Source organism: Micromonospora globosa (assembly GCF_000717585.1).
GTDB classification, from domain to species: Bacteria; Actinomycetota; Actinomycetes; order Mycobacteriales; family Micromonosporaceae; genus Micromonospora; species Micromonospora aurantiaca.
The window spans coordinates 1-17926 of sequence record NZ_JNZR01000010.1 but is presented as its reverse complement, the minus strand read 5'-3'; the positions used below and the strand labels follow the sequence as shown (position 1 = coordinate 17926).

Annotated in this window: 19 protein-coding genes; 10 read left to right on the top strand and 9 right to left on the bottom strand. The window is 74.3% G+C overall.

Features of this window, described 5'->3' with window-relative positions; all coding sequences use genetic code 11:
* The first annotated feature begins 74 nt into the window (after positions 1–74).
* The 4 genes from IF06_RS0111940 to IF06_RS0111925 all read left to right on the top strand — a co-directional run bounded on the left by IF06_RS0111940 (position 75) and on the right by IF06_RS0111925 (position 2604).
* A complete protein-coding gene (locus IF06_RS0111940; RefSeq protein ID WP_013285447.1) occupies positions 75–416 on the top strand; it encodes a PadR family transcriptional regulator in 342 nt (113 codons plus the stop codon).
* Positions 413–1357, top strand: a complete 945-nt coding sequence (locus IF06_RS0111935; RefSeq protein WP_013285446.1) for a permease prefix domain 1-containing protein — start codon at positions 413–415, stop codon at positions 1355–1357. The genes IF06_RS0111940 and IF06_RS0111935 overlap by 4 nt, the downstream gene beginning before the upstream one ends.
* Positions 1358–1502: 145 nt before the next feature.
* Entirely contained in the window at positions 1503–2042 is a 540-nt protein-coding gene (locus IF06_RS0111930; RefSeq protein ID WP_013285445.1) for an RNA polymerase sigma factor, read from the top strand.
* On the top strand, positions 2035–2604 hold the full coding sequence (locus IF06_RS0111925; RefSeq protein ID WP_013285444.1) for a hypothetical protein: 570 nt from the start codon (positions 2035–2037) through the stop codon (positions 2602–2604). The genes IF06_RS0111930 and IF06_RS0111925 overlap by 8 nt, the downstream gene beginning before the upstream one ends.
* 9 nt (positions 2605–2613) lie before the next feature.
* Here the strand turns inward: IF06_RS0111925 and IF06_RS0111920 are convergent, their stop codons facing one another.
* Positions 2614–3978, bottom strand: coding sequence for a serine/threonine-protein kinase (locus IF06_RS0111920; RefSeq protein ID WP_013285443.1), 1365 nt, complete (start codon positions 3976–3978; stop codon positions 2614–2616).
* A 118-nt stretch (positions 3979–4096) separates the two neighbouring features.
* Between IF06_RS0111920 and IF06_RS0111915 the strand changes: the two genes are divergently transcribed.
* The gene (locus tag IF06_RS0111915) at positions 4097–4696 is read left to right on the top strand and encodes a hypothetical protein (RefSeq protein WP_013285442.1); all 600 of its coding nucleotides are present in this window, start codon (positions 4097–4099) and stop codon (positions 4694–4696) included.
* Positions 4697–4748: 52 nt separating this feature from the next.
* Here IF06_RS0111915 and IF06_RS0111910 read toward each other — a convergent pair whose 3' ends face one another.
* Positions 4749–5309 carry a GNAT family N-acetyltransferase gene (locus IF06_RS0111910; protein ID WP_030270988.1) on the bottom strand — a complete coding sequence of 187 codons (561 nt, stop codon included), beginning with the start codon at positions 5307–5309 and terminating at the stop codon, positions 4749–4751.
* An 87-nt stretch (positions 5310–5396) separates the two neighbouring features.
* Here IF06_RS0111910 and IF06_RS0111905 point away from each other — a divergent pair, with 87 nt between their 5' ends.
* From IF06_RS0111905 to IF06_RS0111890, 4 genes are all read left to right on the top strand, one after another.
* Positions 5397–6689 carry a sensor histidine kinase gene (locus tag IF06_RS0111905; protein WP_030270986.1) on the top strand — a complete coding sequence of 431 codons (1293 nt, stop codon included), beginning with the start codon at positions 5397–5399 and terminating at the stop codon, positions 6687–6689.
* On the top strand, positions 6686–7363 hold the full coding sequence (locus IF06_RS0111900) for a response regulator (RefSeq protein ID WP_013285439.1): 678 nt from the start codon (positions 6686–6688) through the stop codon (positions 7361–7363). The genes IF06_RS0111905 and IF06_RS0111900 overlap by 4 nt, the downstream gene beginning before the upstream one ends.
* Positions 7364–7444: 81 nt before the next feature.
* Positions 7445–8338 (top strand): ABC transporter ATP-binding protein, encoded by an 894-nt coding sequence (locus IF06_RS0111895; RefSeq protein WP_030270984.1) that lies wholly within the window; start codon positions 7445–7447, stop codon positions 8336–8338.
* Entirely contained in the window at positions 8335–9396 is a 1062-nt protein-coding gene (locus tag IF06_RS0111890) for an ABC transporter permease (RefSeq protein WP_030270983.1), read from the top strand. The genes IF06_RS0111895 and IF06_RS0111890 overlap by 4 nt, the downstream gene beginning before the upstream one ends.
* A 67-nt stretch (positions 9397–9463) precedes the next feature.
* Here the strand turns inward: IF06_RS0111890 and IF06_RS0111885 are convergent, their stop codons facing one another.
* From IF06_RS0111885 to pgsA, 7 genes are all read right to left on the bottom strand, one after another.
* The gene (locus IF06_RS0111885) at positions 9464–10213 is read right to left on the bottom strand and encodes a YebC/PmpR family DNA-binding transcriptional regulator (RefSeq protein ID WP_013285436.1); all 750 of its coding nucleotides are present in this window, start codon (positions 10211–10213) and stop codon (positions 9464–9466) included.
* 230 nt (positions 10214–10443) lie between these two features.
* Positions 10444–11049, bottom strand: coding sequence for a pyridoxal 5'-phosphate synthase glutaminase subunit PdxT (gene pdxT, locus IF06_RS0111880; protein WP_013285435.1), 606 nt, complete (start codon positions 11047–11049; stop codon positions 10444–10446).
* A gap of 73 nt (positions 11050–11122) precedes the next feature.
* On the bottom strand, positions 11123–12034 hold the full coding sequence (gene pdxS, locus IF06_RS0111875; protein WP_013285434.1) for a pyridoxal 5'-phosphate synthase lyase subunit PdxS: 912 nt from the start codon (positions 12032–12034) through the stop codon (positions 11123–11125).
* 126 nt (positions 12035–12160) lie between these two features.
* Positions 12161–12664, bottom strand: coding sequence for a hypothetical protein (locus tag IF06_RS0111870; RefSeq protein ID WP_013285433.1), 504 nt, complete (start codon positions 12662–12664; stop codon positions 12161–12163).
* 83 nt (positions 12665–12747) lie between these two features.
* The gene (locus IF06_RS0111865) at positions 12748–13908 is read right to left on the bottom strand and encodes a glycosyltransferase family 4 protein (protein ID WP_030270979.1); all 1161 of its coding nucleotides are present in this window, start codon (positions 13906–13908) and stop codon (positions 12748–12750) included.
* 9 nt (positions 13909–13917) lie between these two features.
* Positions 13918–14850 (bottom strand): phosphatidylinositol mannoside acyltransferase, encoded by a 933-nt coding sequence (locus IF06_RS0111860; RefSeq protein WP_030270977.1) that lies wholly within the window; start codon positions 14848–14850, stop codon positions 13918–13920.
* On the bottom strand, positions 14847–15467 hold the full coding sequence (gene pgsA, locus IF06_RS0111855; RefSeq protein ID WP_030270975.1) for a phosphatidylinositol phosphate synthase: 621 nt from the start codon (positions 15465–15467) through the stop codon (positions 14847–14849). Before pgsA ends, IF06_RS0111860 begins: the two co-directional genes overlap by 4 nt.
* A gap of 252 nt (positions 15468–15719) precedes the next feature.
* Here pgsA and IF06_RS0111850 point away from each other — a divergent pair, with 252 nt between their 5' ends.
* Positions 15720–17876: an elongation factor G-like protein EF-G2 gene (locus tag IF06_RS0111850; protein ID WP_030270973.1), complete on the top strand. Its 2157-nt coding sequence runs from the start codon at positions 15720–15722 to the stop codon at positions 17874–17876.
* The last annotated feature ends 50 nt before the right edge of the window (positions 17877–17926 follow it).

Here is a 17926-nt window from a genome sequence, read left to right as displayed (position 1 = left end):
CCGGCCGACCGGTGTACGGCACGCGATGTTCTTCTCTGTTGCAATGGTGTGTGGCACACAGTATCGTGTTGCACATGGTCAGCGAAGAGGTCCTCCGGACCCACCTCCAGGAGCTACGGCGCGGCACGGTCGTGGTGGCCAGCCTGGTCGCCCTGCACCGCCCCGACTACGGATACGCCCTGCTGCAACGGCTGGCCGCGCACGGCTTCGCGGTCGACGCCAACACGCTCTACCCGCTGCTGCGCCGGCTCGAGGACCAGGGCCTGCTGACCAGCGAGTGGAACACCGAGGAGAGCCGGCCGCGCAAGTTCTACCGGACCAGCGACGACGGCGAGGCCGTCCTGAACCGCCTGCTCGACGACATGACCGCGGTGCGGACGTCCGTCACCGACCTGATCGAAGGAGCGGAACGATGAGTTCCCTGACCGACCGTTACGTCGCCGCCACCATGCGGACCGTGCCCGCGCAGCGCCGCCTGGAACTGGCCGAGGAACTGCGCGGCTCCATCGCCGACATGATCGACGACCGGACCTCTGGCGGGCAGGACCACGCCTCCGCCGAGCGCGAGGTGCTCACCGAGCTGGGCCACCCGGAGAAGCTCGCGGCCCGCTACAGCGACCGCACCCTGCAACTGATCGGCCCGCGGTACTACCTGACCTGGTGGCGGCTGCTGCGGCTGCTGCTCACGTACATCCCGGCGATCGTGGGCGTGCTCGCCGGCCTCGCCAAGGCGCTCATCGACGGCGAGCCGGGCGCGGCGATCGGCGCGGCGATCGTGGCCGCGATGCAGACCGCGGTCCAGATCGCGTTCTGGGTCACGCTGGTGTTCGCCGTGCTGGAGCGCACCCGCACGCCGCTCGGCCTGCCCGAGTGGACCGTCGACCAGCTCCCCGAGGAGAGCCGGGAACGGCAGATCAGCCACTCCGACAGCATCGCCTCGGTGGTGTTCCTGCTCGTCACCGTCGGCTTCCTGATCGGTCAGCACTTCCAGCGCTGGACCACCGACGACGGTTCCCGGATGGCGGTGCTCGACCCGGCGCTCTGGGGCTTCTGGCTGCCGGCCCTGATCGTGGTGCTGCTGGCCACCGTCGGCCTGGAGATCGCCAAGTACCGGGCCGGGCGGTGGACCTGGCCGCTGGTCGTGGTCAACGCGGTGCTCAACGCGGCATTCGCCGCCCCGGTGCTCTGGCTGCTCGCCACCGACCGGCTGCTCAACCCGGAACTGGTCGAGCGGTTCGCCTGGCTGCGCGACGGCGGGACCGTCGAGTTCGCCCGGGTGGCGGGCGCGGTGGTCGTGCTGGTCGCGATCTGGGACGTGGTCGACAGCGCGGTCAAGGCCGCCCGCGCCGCGCGCTGACGCCCGGCGCCGCGCTCCCCGTCCCGCCCCGGTGCCGTCGGCGCCGGGGCGGGACGCCGTCGGCTGCCCGACTCAGCCGGGGCGGCACGGCCTCCCGGGGCATAGCCTGGGGTCCGGACCACCGGCGAGCACTGGGACGCCCCTGATGCCCCTCCCCGACGGCACGGACGAGCTGGCCCGGTCGGCGGCACGCGGCGACCGCGAGGCCCTCGACGCCCTGCTGGCCACCGTACGGCCGGAGGTGCTGCGGCAGTGCGCCCGGCTGCTGCCCCACCGGCAGGACGCCGAGGAGGCCTGCCAGGACGCTCTGCTCGCGCTCGCCCACGGGATCACCGGGTTCGAGGGCCGCTCGTCGTTCGACACCTGGCTGTACCGGATCACCGCCAACCGGGCCCGCTCCACCTACCGGACGTTGCGGCGACGGTGGCGGCGGGAGGCCGGCGGCGTCCCGCTGCCGGACCGGCCCGACCCGCGCCGGACCAGCGTGGTCGCCGGCACCCGGCTCGACCTGCTCGACGCCCTCGACGCGGTCCCGCCGGACCTCGCCGAGGCGGTGACCCTGCGCGATGTGCTTGGACTGAGCTACCGGGAGATCGCCGGCCTGCTCGACGTGCCGGAGGGGACCGTGAAGTCCCGCATCCACGAGGCCCGCCGGCAGCTCCGGGCGCGGCTGTCCGATGCGTGACCCGGCCCGCCGTCGGCGCGGCGTCGCGGTCGTCGCACTCGTCGCCCTCGCCGGGACGCCCGCCTGCGCCGACCGCCCGGTCTCGCCGCTGCCGGTACAGCCGGCGGTGACCAGCGCCGTCGCCGCCGCGCCGCCCACCGCCGCGACCTCACCCGGCCCCACCCCGGCGCCGCTGGGCACGGGCACGCCGGTCCCGGAGCCGTCGGGGGCCACGCCGACGAGCACGCGTACGCGGTCACGGCCGCCGGTCACGCCCCGGACCACCCGGCCCACCCCGTCGGTACGCACCACGGCGCCGGCCGCGTGCTTCGGGCCGGTCCGCTACGACCTGGTGCTCGCCGAGACCGAGCTGGCGCTGCTGAAGTCCCTCTGCTTCGCCGCCGGCGGGATCCTGCGCATCCGGGGGATCGGGCCGGGTGAGGTCACCGTGGACCGGGAGGACCTGGTCTCGCGCAGCTACGAGGCCGGTGTGGTGGACATCCGGTTCGTGCGCACCGGCACGGTGGTGGTCACCATCCCGCAGGACGGCCGCACGTACCCGATCACGGTGGTGGTGGTCTGAGCCCGTCACCTACCCGGTCCGAACTCCGGCGAGCACGCGGTCGGCGAAGTCCGCGCCCGCGTCCGGCGGCGGCACGAGCTGGACGTAGAGCAGACCGGCGCGGCCGGTGGCCGGCCCGGCCGCCTCGACGATCATCGGGCGGCCGGTGGGGCAGGTGTACGTGACCACCGTCCACTCGACGCCACCCTGCCGGCTGCGGCGCGGCGGGGCCGCGGCACAGTCCGCGTGGGCCCGTCCGGCGAGGAAGGCCGCCGGGTCGGCACGACGCGTCTCGCCGCTGGCGAGGCCGACGAAGGCGCCGGGCAGCGTGGGGTCGGCCGCCCAGTTCCCGGGGTCCGGGGAGATCACCAGCGCCGGTTCGAGGTCACCGTCGTCGCCGTACCGTCCCGCCCAGCCGGTCCCCTCGGCCCGCCAGCCGGCCGGCAGGACCACTGTCAGCGGCCCGCTGCGGCCCACCGCACCCGCCGGGGCGGGGTGGACCGCGTCCGCCGCGCACGTGCCGGCGACGGCGAGCGCCACCGCGACCCCGGCGACGAGCCGGCCCGGGTGCGGTGCCCACCCCGCCCGCACGGCAGCGGGCCCACCCGTCACCGCGCGCCGCAGCGCCTGCCGGAACGCGTCCGCGTCCGGGTAGCGGTCGGCCGGGCGCACGGCGGTCGCGGTGCGCAGCACCGTGTCCACGGCGGCGGGCACCCCGGCCCGCAGCCGCGAGCCGGCCGCCCGGCCGTCGGCCGCACCGCCCGGTGGCCGATCCCGGCCGAGCAGCCGCAGTCCGAGGCGGCCCAGCCCGAACACGTCGGCGCGGGTGTCGACCACGGCGAGTGGATCGTCCTGCTCCGGCGCCATGTAGCCGGGCGTGCCGGCCCGGGCGGTCAGCCCGGAGGCGGAGGCGAGCGCCTTGGCCAGCCCGAGATCGGCGATCAGCACCCGGTCGCCGCCGGGCGCCGAGTGGAACAGGACGTTGCTCGGCGTCAGGTCACGGTGCACCACCCGGTGCCGGTGCAGCACCGCAACGCCGGCCGCGATCTCGTCGAGGACCGTCAGGGCCCGCCCCACCGGCAGCGGGCCGCGGGTCAGGCGGTCCCGCAGGCTGCCGCCGTCCGCCCAGGCCAGCACGGCGTACGGGCGGCCGTCGGGCAACTCCCCCACGGCGTGCACCCGGACCAGGCGGTGGTGGTCCAGCTTCCGCAGCAACCGCGCCTCGTCGAGGAACCGTTCCCGCACCCGCAGGTCGTGGCTCCAGTTCTCGGCCAGAACCTTGACCGCCACCCGGTCCGCGAGCGCCGGGTCGTACGCGAGCCAGACCGTGGCGAAGGACCCCGTCCCGAGCAGACGCTCCACCCGGTACGCCCCGATCCGCGCCGGCGTGATCATCGCACCACCTCCGGGACCGCCACCCGGACCATCACGTCGACGGTAGACGATGGACCGAACCGAACCGGTCCGGGCGGAGACCAACAGGACAGGAGAACCCGACCGAAGGAGATCCGCCATGAACCGTCTCCCGTCCACCATCCTCGCCGGCTTGCTGGCGCTGACCGGGATCGCGCCGGTCGCCGTCGGCGCACCGGCCGCCTCCGCCGCTCCCGCGCACTCGGCGACCGCCGCCCGCGGCGACGGCACGCCGGCCCGCGTCCGGCCGACCGTCGCGGAGAACGAGGTGCTCAGCGTCCGTGGCGCCGGCCCGTACCGCATCGGAGCCCGGCTGGACCGGCTCGTCGCGGCCGGACTGATCGACTGGACGGCGCCCGGCTGCCCCGGAGTGGTGCACGCCGGTGCCACCGGCTCCTGGGCCGGGGCGATCCTGCTGGCCTTCCGGGACGGCCGGCTCGTGTCAGTGGGCACGGCCACCGCCCCGCCGCGCTCCCCGGCCGGCGGGTCGGTCGGGATGTCCTTCGCCGAGTTGGAGCGCATCTACGGACCGCGCGGCGGCATGATCCGCAACGACGCGGGTGACGCCGAGGCGTACCTGGTCCGGTTCGGGTCGCGGGTCGAGCTGTTCAGCGACCACCCGATCCGGCCCGGTGCCGGCTTCTACGAGGCCGGTGTGGCGTCGTACGTCGAGCGGTCGTTCCGGCAGGGCTGCTGCTGAGCGACGCCGGGGCCCGCCGGACGCGGGCCCGGCCGGCGCGCCGGGCCCGCGCTCAGTCCGCCGACCGCCACTGGCGGGCCAGCAGCGCGTAGACCACCTCGTCGGTCCACTCCCCCTTGACGAACTCGTTCTCCCGCAGGTGCGCCTCCCGGCGCATGCCCAGCCGCTCCAGCACCCGGGCCGAGGCGGTGTTGCGGGCGTCCAGCCGGCCCACGATCCGGTGCAGCCCCAGCCCGTCGAAGCCGATCCGCAGCAGCTCCCGGGCCGCCTCGGTGGTGTACCCCCGGCCGGTGTGCGCGGGGTGCGCCACGTACCCGATCTCGCCCTGCCGGTGCTCCCCGCTCGTCCAGCTCAGCAGCACGTCGCCGAGGAACTCGCCGGTGTCCGCCAGCGTCACCGCCAGGTTGAGCACGTCGCCGGGGGCGCGCAGCGCGGTCCGCCGGACCAGCCGGTCGATCGCGGCCCGGGCGGCGGCGTCGTCGTACGGCTGGTGGTAGAGGTAGCGGGTCACCTCCGGGCGGCCCCGGTAGTCCCGGACCACGGCGAGGTCGTCGGTGGTGAAGGCGCGCAGCAGCAGGCGCTCGGTGCGTATCGGCAGATCGGGCACGAACACCCCGGCAGGCTACGTCGCGGCTGTCGTCCGGCCCACCCGATTACGCCCCGGGCACCGCACCGGGCGCGGCGGTGGCATGGTCGTACGGTGAGCACCGCACCCACCACCGCCTGGCGCCGGCCGGCTCCCACGGCCGCGCAGTTGCGCGCCGACCTCTGGGTCGGACTCGCGGTCACCGTGCTGGCCCTGTTCGAGCTGACCCTGGCGCGCAGCACCGGGGCCTTCCTGCTCGGCCCGCCGCCGAGCCTCGCCGAGCAGGTCTGGTGGACCGTGGCGGTGACCGCCCCGCTGGCCGTACGGCGGCGGTGGCCCGCCGCCGTCGCGGTGGTCGTCTCGATCGCGTTCATCGCCGGGCAGGCGCGGGCGGTCCCGCTCGCCCAGCTCCCGTCGGGCGCGCTGTTCGCGGCCCTCTTCACGCTCGGCGCGTGGGGTGCCGACCGGCGGCTGGCCGGGCGGCTGCGGGCCGGCGTCATCGTGGCGATGTTCGGCTGGCTCGCGCTGTCCCTCGCGCTGCGGGCCGACCAGATCTCGGCGGCCTCCTTCGCCGACGCCGCCGGTCCGGTGCCGCCGGTGCTCGCCGCCGTGGTGAACGGCGTCTTCTACAACGTGCTGTTCTTCGGGTTCGCCTACTACTCCGGGCAGACCGCCTGGGTGGCCGCGCGTCGCCGGCACGAACTGCGGGAGCAGGCCGAGCAACTGCGCCGATCACAGGTCGAGGCGCGCGAGCGCGCGGTGATGGGCGAGCGGGTCCGCATCGCCCGCGAGCTGCACGACGTGGTCGCCCACCACGTGTCGGTGATGGGCGTGCAGGCCGCCGCGTGCCGGCGCGTGTTCGACCGTGACCGCGACAAGGCGCGGACCGCCCTGGCCGCGATCGAGGAGACGGCCCGCACCTCGGTCGACGAGCTGCGCCGGATGCTCGGCGTGCTGCGCGACCCGGACGCCGCGGCCGGCGCGACCACGCCGGAGGACACCGCCGGCATCGATCAGGTCGCCGCGCTCGTCGACCGGGCCCGGGACACCGGGCTGCGGGCCGAACTCGGTGTGTACGGGGAACCGGCGCCGCTGCCCCGCTCGGTGTCGCAGGCGGCGTACCGGATCGTGCAGGAGGCGGTGACGAACGTGGTCAAGCACGCTCACGCCACCACGCTGGACGTGCGCATCCGCTATCTGGCGAGGGAACTGGAGATCGACGTGAGCGACGACGGACACGGGGGCGTACCCGAGGCCGGGGCCGGGGCCGGGCTGGGCCTGATCGGCATGCGGGAGCGGGTCGCCGCGCACGGCGGTGAGGTGGAGGCCGGGCCGCGTCCCGGCGGCGGGTTCCGGGTCCGGGCCCGCATGCCGCTGCCGGTCGAGGCCGCCGGGCGGGCGGCGTGAGCGCCCCGGTGCGGGTGCTGCTCGTCGACGACCAGCACCTGGTCCGGACCGGATTCCGGGTGATCCTGGAGGTCGAGGACGACATCGAGGTGGTCGGCGAGGCCGCCGACGGGCAGCGCGCCGTGTCGATGGCGACCGCGCTTCGGCCGGACGTGGTGCTGATGGATGTGGAGATGCCGGTGCTCGACGGGCTGGAGGCCACCCGCCGGATCACCGCCGACGCGACGCCGGGCGGGCCGGCGGTGCTCATCCTCACCACGTTCGACAGGGACGACTACCTCTTCGCCGCGTTGCGCGCCGGGGCGAGCGGTTTCCTGCTCAAGAACGGCACCCCGGAGGACCTGATCGACGCGGTCCGGGTGGTGGCGCGCGGCGAGGGACTGATCGCACCGGCGCTCACCCGGCGGGTGATCTCCACCTTCGCCCGGCCCGGGGCGGCGCCGCCGGACCCTCGGCACGACGCGGCCACCGCGGACCTGACCCCGCGCGAGCGGGAGGTGCTGGAACTGGTGGCGCGCGGGGCCAGCAACGCCGAGATCGCGGACGTCCTGCACGTCGGCGAGGCGACTGTGAAGACCCACGTCAGCCGCGTCCTGGCCAAACTCGGGCTGCGCGACCGGGTGCAGGCGGTGGTGTTCGCGTACGAGCACGGGGTGGTGCGGCCCGGCGGGTGACGCCCGTCCGCCGCGCGACGGACCCGATGATCGCCCCGTGGTGGGACGACGGGAGCGGGGGCCGGCCGTAGCGTCGGGATCATGACAAGCGTGCTCCGCCTCGACGGCGTCGACCGCAGCTTCGGCGACCGTCAGGTGCTCAAGGACGTCTCCTTCGACGTGACCGCAGGGCGCATGACCGGATTCGTCGGCGGCAACGGCGCCGGCAAGACCACCACCATGCGGATCATCCTCGGCGTGCTCGCCCCGGACGCCGGGCAGGTGACGTGGCGGGGGCGGCCGCTCGCGCGCGAGGCCCGGGCCCGGTTCGGCTACATGCCGGAGGAACGCGGCCTCTACCCGAAGATGACCCCCCGCGAGCAGGTGGTTCACCTCGGCCGCCTGTACGGGCTGGACGCCGCCGGGGCGCGCCGGCGTACCGACGCGCTGCTGGAGCGGGTCGGTCTCGGCGAGCGGGCCGACGACCTGCTGGAGACGCTGTCGCTGGGTAACCAGCAGCGGGCGCAGATCGCCGCCGCGCTGGTGCACGACCCGGAGGTGCTGATCCTGGACGAGCCGTTCTCCGGACTCGACCCGCTCGCCGTCGACATGGTGGTGGCGGTGCTGCGGGAACGCGCCGCCGCCGGAGCGCCGGTGCTGTTCTCCAGCCACCAGCTCGACGTGGTGGAACGGCTCTGCGACGACCTGGTGCTCATCGCGGGCGGGACGATCCGGGCCGCCGGCGCCCGCGAGGAGCTGCGCGCCGCGTACACGCTGCCCCGGTTCTCGCTCGTGGTGGACGGCGACGCCGGCTGGCTGCGCGACCAGCCCGGCGTGCGACTGGTCGACCTCGACGGCGCCCGCGCCGTGTTCGAGGTGGACCCGCCCGCCGACGACCAGGCGGTGCTGCGCGCGGCCCTGGCCCGCGGCCCGGTGCGCGCGTTCGGCCCGGTCACCCCGTCCCTCGCCGAGATCTTCCGAGAGGTCAACCAGTGAACACGTTCCAGGCCACCCGGCTGGTCGCGGCCCGCGAGATCAAGGTCAAGGTCCGCGACAAGACGTTCCTCTACAGCACGCTGATCTTCCTGCTGCTCGCCGTCGTCGCCACAGTGGTGCCGGCGATGGTGAGCAGCGGTCCGTCCACTGTGGCGGTGACCGCCGCCGGTGCCGAACCGCTGCGCGCGGCGGGGCTGGACGTCCTCGTGGTCGCCGACGACGGCGCCGCCGAGCAGGCGGTACGCGACGGCGACGCGGACGCCGCGGTGGTGGCCGGTCCGCTCGTGGTCGCCGACGAGCGGGCCCCGGACGACGTGGTCTCCGCGCTCAGCGCGGCCCCGCAGGTGAAGCTGCTGGACCCGGACGCGGTGGATCCGCTCGTCGCGTACCTGGTGCCGTTCGCCTTCGCGTTCGTCTTCTTCTTCATGTCCCAGACGTTCGGGTTGCAGATCGCGCAGAGCGTCACCGAGGAGAAGCAGACCCGGATCGTGGAGATCCTGGTGGCCGCCGTGCCGGCCCGGGCGCTGCTGGCCGGCAAGATCCTCGCCGCGGGCGCGCTGGCGCTGGGACAGATCACCCTGATCGCGGCAGTCGCGCTGATCGGCATGCGCCTGACCGACGGCGGCGACCTGCTGGGTCTGATCGCGCCCGCGATCGGCTGGTTCGTGCCGTTCTTCCTGTGCGGCTTCCTGCTGCTGGCGGCGATGTGGGCGGCCGCCGGTGCGCTGGTGAACCGGCAGGAGGACATCGCCGGGGCGTCCACGCCGGTGCAGCTCGCGGTGATGGCGCCGTTCTTCGCGGTGATCTTCCTGAACGACAACGCCGCCGCGATGCGGATCCTGTCGTACCTGCCGATCTCCTCGCCGACCGCGATGCCGGTACGGCTGTTCACCGGCGACGCGGCGCCGTGGGAGCCGATCGTGTCGCTGGCGCTGCTGCTGCTCGCCGCGGCCGGGTTCCTGCTCGCCGGGGCGCGGATCTACGAGGGTTCGCTGCTGCGCACCAACGGGCGGACCTCGGTGCGGGCGGCGTGGCGGCAGCGGGAGCCGATCGGCTGACCGTGCGAGACGCCGAGCGCCGGCCACCCCGTGATCCGGGGGCCGGCGCTCGGCACGTCGGGCGGAATCAGCCGACGGCGGCCATGACCTCGTCGGAGACGTCGAAGTTGGCGTAGACGTTCTGCACGTCGTCGCAGTCCTCCAGCACGTCGATCAGCTTGAAGATCTTGCGCGCGCCCTCCTCGTCCAGCGGCACGTTCACGCTGGGGATGAGGGAGGACTCGGCCGACTCGTACTCGATGCCGGCGTCCTGCAGCGCGGTGCGGACCGCGACCAGGTCACCCGGCTCGGAGACCACCTCGTACGCCTCGCCGAGGTCGTTGACCTCCTCCGCGCCCGCGTCGAGCACGGCCATCATCACGTCGTCCTCGCTGGTGCCGGCCTTGGGGACGATCACCACGCCCTTGCGGGAGAACATGTACGACACCGAGCCGGCGTCGGCCAGCGAGCCGCCGTTGCGGGTAAGGGCGGTGCGCACCTCGGTCGCGGCGCGGTTGCGGTTGTCGGTGAGGCACTCGATCAGCATCGCCACGCCGTTCGGCCCGTAGCCCTCGTACATGATCGTCTGCCAGTCGGCGCCGCCGGCCTCCAGGCCGGAGCCGCGCTTGACCGCGCGATCGATGTTGTCGTTCGGGACCGAGTTCTTCTTCGCCTTCTGGATGGCGTCGTAGAGAGTCGGGTTGCCGGCCGGGTCACCACCGCCGGTACGGGCCGCCACCTCGACGTTCTTGATCAGCTTGGCGAACATCTTGCCGCGCTTGGCGTCGATGACCGCCTTCTTGTGCTTGGTCGTCGCCCACTTTGAGTGGCCGGACATCTGTTACCTCCGTTGCTACCCGCCGTCTGCATCGACCGCACCGCACACGCCCCGCTCCCCCGCCGGCGCACGTCGAGGTGCCGTGATCTTCGCTGGGAGCCGCGGCGGGCTGATGGCCCTGCCGAATCTCGGCAATCCTACCGGCGAGGGCCGGGTGACTGTCACGCGCCGCACGGCACCGGCCCGCCCGAGGCCGCCCGAACCGGCACAACCAGGGACGGACCGGATGCTCAGGAGGCGGCCCGGACGAGTTCCACGAAGGACCGGTGCAGGCGCAGGTCGCCGGTCAGCTCGGGGTGGAACGACGTGGCCAGCAGGTTGCCCTGCCGTACCGCGACGATCCGGCCCGCCGCCGGCCCTTCGGTCACCCGACCGAGCACCTCGACGTCCGGGCCGACGCGCTCCACCCAGGGCGCCCTGATGAACACCGCGTGGAACGGCCCGCCGTCGACGCCGGTGAGCGCCACCGGCGCCTCGAACGAGTCGACCTGGCGGCCGAACGCGTTGCGCCGCACCGTCATGTCGACGCCGGCGAATCCGCGCTGGTCGGGGCGGCCGTCCAGCACCTCCGCCGCCAGCATGATCATGCCGGCGCAGGAGCCGTAGACCGGCATGCCGGCGGCGATCCGCTTGTCGATCGGCTCGCGCATCTCGAAGATGTCCACCAGCTTGCTGATCGTGGTCGACTCGCCGCCGGGGACCACCAGGCCGTCGACCGCGTCCAGCTCGCCCGGCCGCCGCACCGGCCGGGCGTCCGCGCCCACCCCGGCCAGCGCGGCGACGTGCTCGCGTACGTCGCCCTGAAGCGCGAGCACGCCGATCACGGGTACGGCCACGATGCTCCCTCCGGGGTGTTAAAAGGGGGCCCCGCCTCTACCGCAGGCGTTAACAGGGGGCCCTTCCTTGCACTCACCAGCCGCGCTCGGCCAGGCGGTGCGGCTGGGGGATCTCGTCGACGTTGATGCCGACCATCGCCTCGCCCAGCCCCCGGGAGACCTTCGCGAGCACGTCCGGGTCGTCGTGGAACGTGGTCGCCTTGACGATCGCGGCGGCCCGCTGGGCCGGGTTGCCGGACTTGAAGATGCCCGAGCCGACGAAGACGCCCTCGGCGCCGAGCTGCATCATCATGGCCGCGTCCGCGGGGGTCGCGATGCCGCCGGCGGTGAACAGCACGACCGGCAGCTTGCCCTGCTCGGCGACCTCCTTGACCAGCTCGTACGGGGCCTGGAGCTCCTTGGCCGCGACGTACAGCTCGTCGGAGGGCAGCGACTGGAGCCGGCGGATCTCCTGCCGGATCTTGCGCATGTGGGTGGTGGCGTTGGAGACGTCACCGGTGCCCGCCTCGCCCTTCGAGCGGATCATCGCGGCGCCCTCGGTGATCCGGCGCAGCGCCTCGCCCAGGTTCGTCGCACCGCACACGAACGGGACGGTGAACGCCCACTTGTCGATGTGGTTGGCGTAGTCGGCCGGGGTCAGCACCTCGGACTCGTCGACGTAGTCGACGCCGAGGGCCTGGAGGACCTGCGCCTCGACGAAGTGGCCGATGCGGGCCTTGGCCATCACCGGAATCGAGACGGCCTGGATGATGCCGTCGATCATGTCCGGGTCGCTCATCCGGGACACGCCGCCCTGCGCGCGGATGTCGGCCGGCACGCGTTCCAGGGCCATCACGGCGACCGCGCCGGCGTCCTCGGCGATCTTCGCCTGCTCGGGGGTGACCACATCCATGATCACACCGCCCTTGAGCATCTCGGCCATGCCGCGCTTGACGCGGGCGGTGCCGACGGCGGTGGCGGTGGTCGGGGCTGCGGATTCAGACACGGGACATCGCTCCTCGGCGTGCTCGGGAGGTGACTGCGCAGGAATGCTACGACCGGCACGGCGCCGATCCGAGCGCCAATCGAACCCCCGGTGGCCTGCCGTGTGGCCCCCGTCACGGCCGGTGCGTCAGCCGGTGGTCACGTCCGCGTGCGAGGCCAGCGTGGGGTCGTCGATGTCGAAGTAGCGCGGCCACTCCCGCCCGCGTCCCATCCGGAACAGCCGCACCACCGGACGCCCCCGCGCCGAGCGGGCGTCCCGGACCAGGTCGGTGTGCACCTGCCGGGCCAGCCCCAGCCGCCTGCTGGCCGCGATCACCGCCGCGCAGGCCGGGTCGTCCGGGTCCAGCCGCACCGCGCGCAACTGCCGGGTCAGGTCGTTCTCGGCCGCCTCGCGCTCCTCCGGGGCGGCGTCCAGCGCGATCCGGGCGGCGGCGTACAGCTCCACGCCGTACCGCTGCTCGGCCAGGACCGCGGCGGCGGCCGCGCGGCGCAGCAGGTGCGCGTCCAGCGCGCGGGCCGCCGAGTCCGCGCGGACCTGGAGCCGCTGCACCCGGCCGGAGGTCCAGATCAGGTACGCCGAGAGCAGCCCGAGCACCGCGACCGCGCCCACCACCCACCACATGCCCGGCATCGTAGTGCTGCTCCTCATCCCGGCCGGCCGGCGCGGTGCACCGGTCGACGCGCTCGTCACAGCGGCCGCAGCGGCCACAGCGGTCAGCCCAGACCCGCCCACTCCTGGTCCATGACCCGGCCGTCGGTGGCCTCGATCGCGGCTGCGTATACCTCCAGAACGCGGCGGGCAACCACGGGCCAGTCGAAATTCGCCACCACCTGGTCGCCGCAGGCGGTCAGCCCGGCCCGGCGGCCGTCGTCGTCGAGCAGCTCGGACAGCGCGGCGCCCAGCGCGGCCGCGTCGCCGGTCGGGAACAGCCGGCCGGCCCGCCCGCCGTCGAGCACCCGGCGGAACGCGTCCAGGTCGCTGGCGACCACCGTGGTGCCGGCGGCGAGCGCCTCGGTGAGGATCATCCCGAAGGACTCCCCTCCGGTGTTCGGTGCGACGTAGAGGTGCACGCTGCGCAGCATGCGTGCCTTGTCCGCCTCGGAGACCAGGCCGAGGAACGTGACCCGGTCGCGCAGCCCGGCCGGGAACCGCCCGTACAGCTCGTCGGCGTCACCCGGGCCGGCGACCAGCAGGCGCAGGCCGGGGCGGTGCTGAGCCAGCGCGACGAACGCGTCCCGCAGGATCGGGAAGCCCTTGCGCGGCTCGGTGAAGCGGCCCAGGAACCCCAGCGTGCCGCCGGTGCCCGGGGCGCACTCCCCCGGCCAGCCCGGCAGTGGCGGCACCCCGGCGAACTTCGCCACCGCCACCCCGTTGGGGATCTCCACCGCGCCGCCGTCCATGTGCTCGACCTGCACCTTGCGGGCCAGCGCACTGACCGCGATCCGGGCGGTGATCCGCTCCAGCACGATCTGGAGCACGCCCTGCGCGGCCGACATCACCCGGGAGCGGGTCATCGCGGTGTGGAAGGTGGCCACCACCGGGCCGCGGGCGCAGAGCACCGCCAGCATCGACAGGCTCGGCGTGAGCGGCTCGTGCACGTGCAGCACGTCGAACTCGCCACGGGTGATCCAGCGGCGCACCCGGGCGGTGGAGACCGGGCCGAACGCGATCCGGGCCACCGACCCGTTGTACGGCAGCGGCACCGCCCGGCCGGCCGACACCACGTACGGCGGCAGCGCCGAATCCTCGTCGGCGGGCGCCAGGACGCTCACCTCGTGACCGAGCCCGAGCAGCGCCTCGGCCAGGTCCATGACGTGGTTCTGCACGCCGCCCGGCACGTCGAACGAGTACGGGCACACGATGCCGATACGCACTGCGCCCCCCTAGACCGTCCCGGTGGTGGCCGGTGGCTGCGCCGACGTGGGCGTACCGTCCCGGCCCTGGTCCAGCCACATCCGCTGCAACATGTGCCAGTCTTGCGGATGCCGGGCGATGCCCGCCGCCAGACCGTCGGCAATCCGCTGCGTCACCGTGCGGACCCGCTCGTCGAGCGGCGCGCTGTCCGGGTCCGGCAGCGGCAGCGGGCCCTCGATCGAGGCGCACGCCGCGTCCGGTTCGTACCACATCGAGGCCACGTAGAGCGGGGCGCCGGTGCGGATGGCCAGCAGCGCCGGCCCGGCCGGCATCCGGGTCCGGCCGCCGAAGAAGTCGACCTCCACGCCCCGGGCGGACAGGTCCCGGTCGGCGAGCAGGGGCACCACGTAGCCGGTGCGCAGGCGGTCCACCAGCACGTCGAACGCGGGACGCGGGCCGCCCCGGTTGGGCAGGATCTCCATCCCCAGCCCTTCCCGGAACCCGACGAACCGCTCGTAGACGCCGTCCGGAAGCCGCTCTGCCACCGTGGTCATCGGCCAGCCGGTGGCAGCCACCCAGGCGCCCGCGGCGTCCCAGTTGCCGGCGTGCGGCAGCGCCACCACGGCGCCCCGCCCGGCGGCCACGTCGGCGGCGAGCAGTTCCTGCCCGTCGAGGCGGAACCCGGCGAGGATCTCGGTGCGGCTCAGGCCGGGCAGCCGGAACGCCTCCATCCAGTACCGGGCGTACGAGCGCAGCCCGGCACGCACCAGCACGTCCAGCTCCGCGTCGGGCATCTCCGGTCCGACCACCCGGCGCAGGTTGGCGCGCAGTCGACGCGTACCCCCGCCGTCCTTGCGGTGGGCGCGGTCGGCGCCCATCCGGAAGGCCGCCGCCGCGACGGGCCGGGGCAGCGCCCGGACCAGGCGCCAGCCCGCGACGAAGCCCGCCTCGGTGAGGTTCACTCGGCGCCGACCCGCTGGGCCTGGCGGTACACGTGGGCCATCCGCTGGCCCACCGTGAAGATCGAGACGGCGGCGAGCAGCCAGAGCGCGATCTCCAGCGCCGGACGGACCCCGACGCCGGTGAGCAGGCCGCCGACGCCCACGATGAGCAGCCGCTCGGTGCGCTCGGCGATGCCCACGTTGCAGGTCATCCCGAGGCCCTCGGCGCGGGCCTTGACGTAGGAGACCAGACCGCCCGCGGCCAGGCAGATCAGCGCCACCGCCACGCCCGAGTAGTCGTGCTCGGTGGCCAGCCAGTACGCGACCGCGCCGAACACCGCGCTGTCGGCGACCCGGTCCATGCTCGAGTCGAGGAACGCCCCGAACCGGGTCGACCCGCCGCTCATCCGCGCCATCGTGCCGTCGAGCAGATCGGTGAGGGCGAAGACCGTGACGATCAGCGCGCCGGCGACCAGATGGCCGCGCGCGCCGAAGCCGAGCGCGCCCACGAGCACGCCGACGGTGCCGGTCACGGTGACCGCATTGGGGGACACGCCCGCACGCAGCAGCGCGCGGGCGACCGGCTCCACGACGCGGGTCATGCCCGCGCGGGCCGTCACTTGGAAGATCTTCGCCATGGCGGTCCCACGATAACGGCCCGCAACCGCCAGGGACACAGCCGGGCGTACGACCCGCCCGGCGGCCCTTGTGCGGGCACCCCTGCGGGTGTGAGATCGAGCCAGGAGGTGAGCCAGTTCACCGGATCACCGGTCCGCGTTCCCGTCCAGCAGGAGATCACCGGAAGATATCGCCGCGGCGCCCGTCCCGGGTCCGCTCCCCCGTCGCCCGCGGCGGTCGCCACCACCACCGGTTGAGGGAGGTGCGCCGCGATGGCGCAGAAGAACGAGAAGGGTGTCACCGGCGGCGCGCCGGTGGTGACCGAGCCCGGCAGGGTTCGCAACGTGGTGCTCGTCGGGCACTCCGGTGCCGGCAAGACGACGCTCGTCGAGGCGCTGCTGGCCGCCAGTGGCACGATCGGCCGGGCCGGCGCCGTCGCCGAGGGCACCACCGTCTGCGACCACGACCCCGCCGCCGTACGCCAGCAGCGTTCGGTGAGCCTGGCGTGCGCCCCGCTGGTGCACCGCGACGTCAAGGTCAACCTGCTGGACACCCCGGGATACGGCGACTTCGTCGGCGAGCTGCGCGCCGGGCTGCGCGCCGCCGACGCGGCCCTGTTCGTGGTCTCCGCCGTCGACGGCATGGACGCCGCCACCGCCGCCCTCTGGGAGGAGTGCGCCGCCGTCGACATGCCCCGGGCGGTGGCCGTCTCCCGGCTGGACCACCCGCGCGCCGACTTCGACGAGGCCGTGGCGCTGTGCCAGCGGGTCTTCGGCGACAACGTGCTCCCGCTCTACCTGCCCATGCTCGGCGACGACGGCGAGTCGGTGGCCGGGCTGATGGGGCTGATCACCCGCCGGGTGTTCGACTACTCCGGCGGGCTGCCCGCGGCGGTACGCGAGCCGGACCCGCAGCACCTGCCGGCCATCCAGGAGTCCCGCGACGAGCTGATCGAGGGGATCATCGCGGAGAGCGAGGACGAGACTCTGATGGACCGCTACCTCGGCGGTGAGGAGATCGACCCCGAGGTGCTGATCACCGACCTGGAGACGGCTGTCGCCCGCGGCCACTTCTACCCGGTGGTGCCGGTCTGCGCGGAGACCGGCGTCGGCCTGGACGCGCTGCTCGACGGCCTGGTCGCGGCGTTCCCGTCGCCGCTGGAGCACGACCTGCCCGCCGTCACCGGCGTGGACGGCTCGCCCCGCCCGCCGCTGACCTGCGACCCGGACGGCCCGCTCGTCGCCGAGGTGGTCAAGACGACTGTCGACCGGCACGTCGGACGGGTCTCGCTGGTGCGCGTCTTCTCCGGCACGCTCCGCCCCGACCAGGTGATCCACGTGTCGGGCCACGGCATGGCCGAGCGCGGCCACCCGGACCACGACGCCGACGAGCGGGTCGGCCACGTCTACAGCCCGCTGGGTGCGACGCTGCGCGAGGTGCCCGCCTGCGTCGCCGGTGATCTGTGCGCGATCACCAAGTCGGGCAGCGCGGAGACCGGCGACACCATCTCGGCCAAGGACGACCCGCTGCTGATCGCGCCCTGGGAGATGCCGGAGCCGCTGCTGCCGGTGGCGATCGTGGCGCGCAGCCGGGCCGACGAGGACGCGCTGGCCCGCAACCTGTCCCGGCTGGTCGCCGGCGACCCGACGCTGCGGCTCGAACGCAACCCGGAGACCCACCAGCTTGTGCTCTGGTGCATGGGCGAGGCGCACGCCGACGTGGTGCTCGACCGGCTGCGCGGCGGCGGCGTCGAGCTGGACACCGAACCGGTCCGGGTGCCGCTGCGCGAGACGTTCACCGCCGCCGCGCGCGGGCACGGCCGGCACGTCAAGCAGTCCGGCGGCCACGGCCAGTACGCGGTCTGCGACATCGAGGTGGAGCCGCTGCCCCGGGGCGCCGGCTTCGAGTTCGTCGACCGGGTGGTCGGCGGCGCGGTCCCGCACAACTACATCCCCTCGGTGGAGAAGGGGGTACGGGCGCAGATGGAACGCGGCCTGATCGCCGGCTGCCCGGTGGTGGACCTGCGGGTGACGCTGGTCGACGGCAAGGCGCACAGCGTCGACTCCTCCGACGCGGCGTTCCAGACCGCGGGCGCGCTGGCGCTGCGCGACGCCGCCGAGAAGGGCCAGCCGGCGCTGCTGGAGCCGGTCGACGAGATCACCGTACGGGTACCCGACTCGTCGGTCGGCGCGGTGATGGGCGACCTGTCCGGGCGGCGTGGCCGGGTGCTCGGCACCGAGCCGGACCCGGATGCCGAGGGCCGCACGCTCGTCCGCGCCGAGGTGCCCGCGACCGAACTGCTGCGGTACGCGGTCGAGCTGCGCTCGATGACGGCCGGCACCGGCACGTTCCGCCGCGAGTTCGCCCGCCACGACCCCATGCCCGCCCACCTCGCCGACCAGGCCCGCAAGGAGTCCACCACCCGCTGACCCCGCCGCCCTCCCCCACCCTGTCTCTTATACACATCTCCCAGCCCACG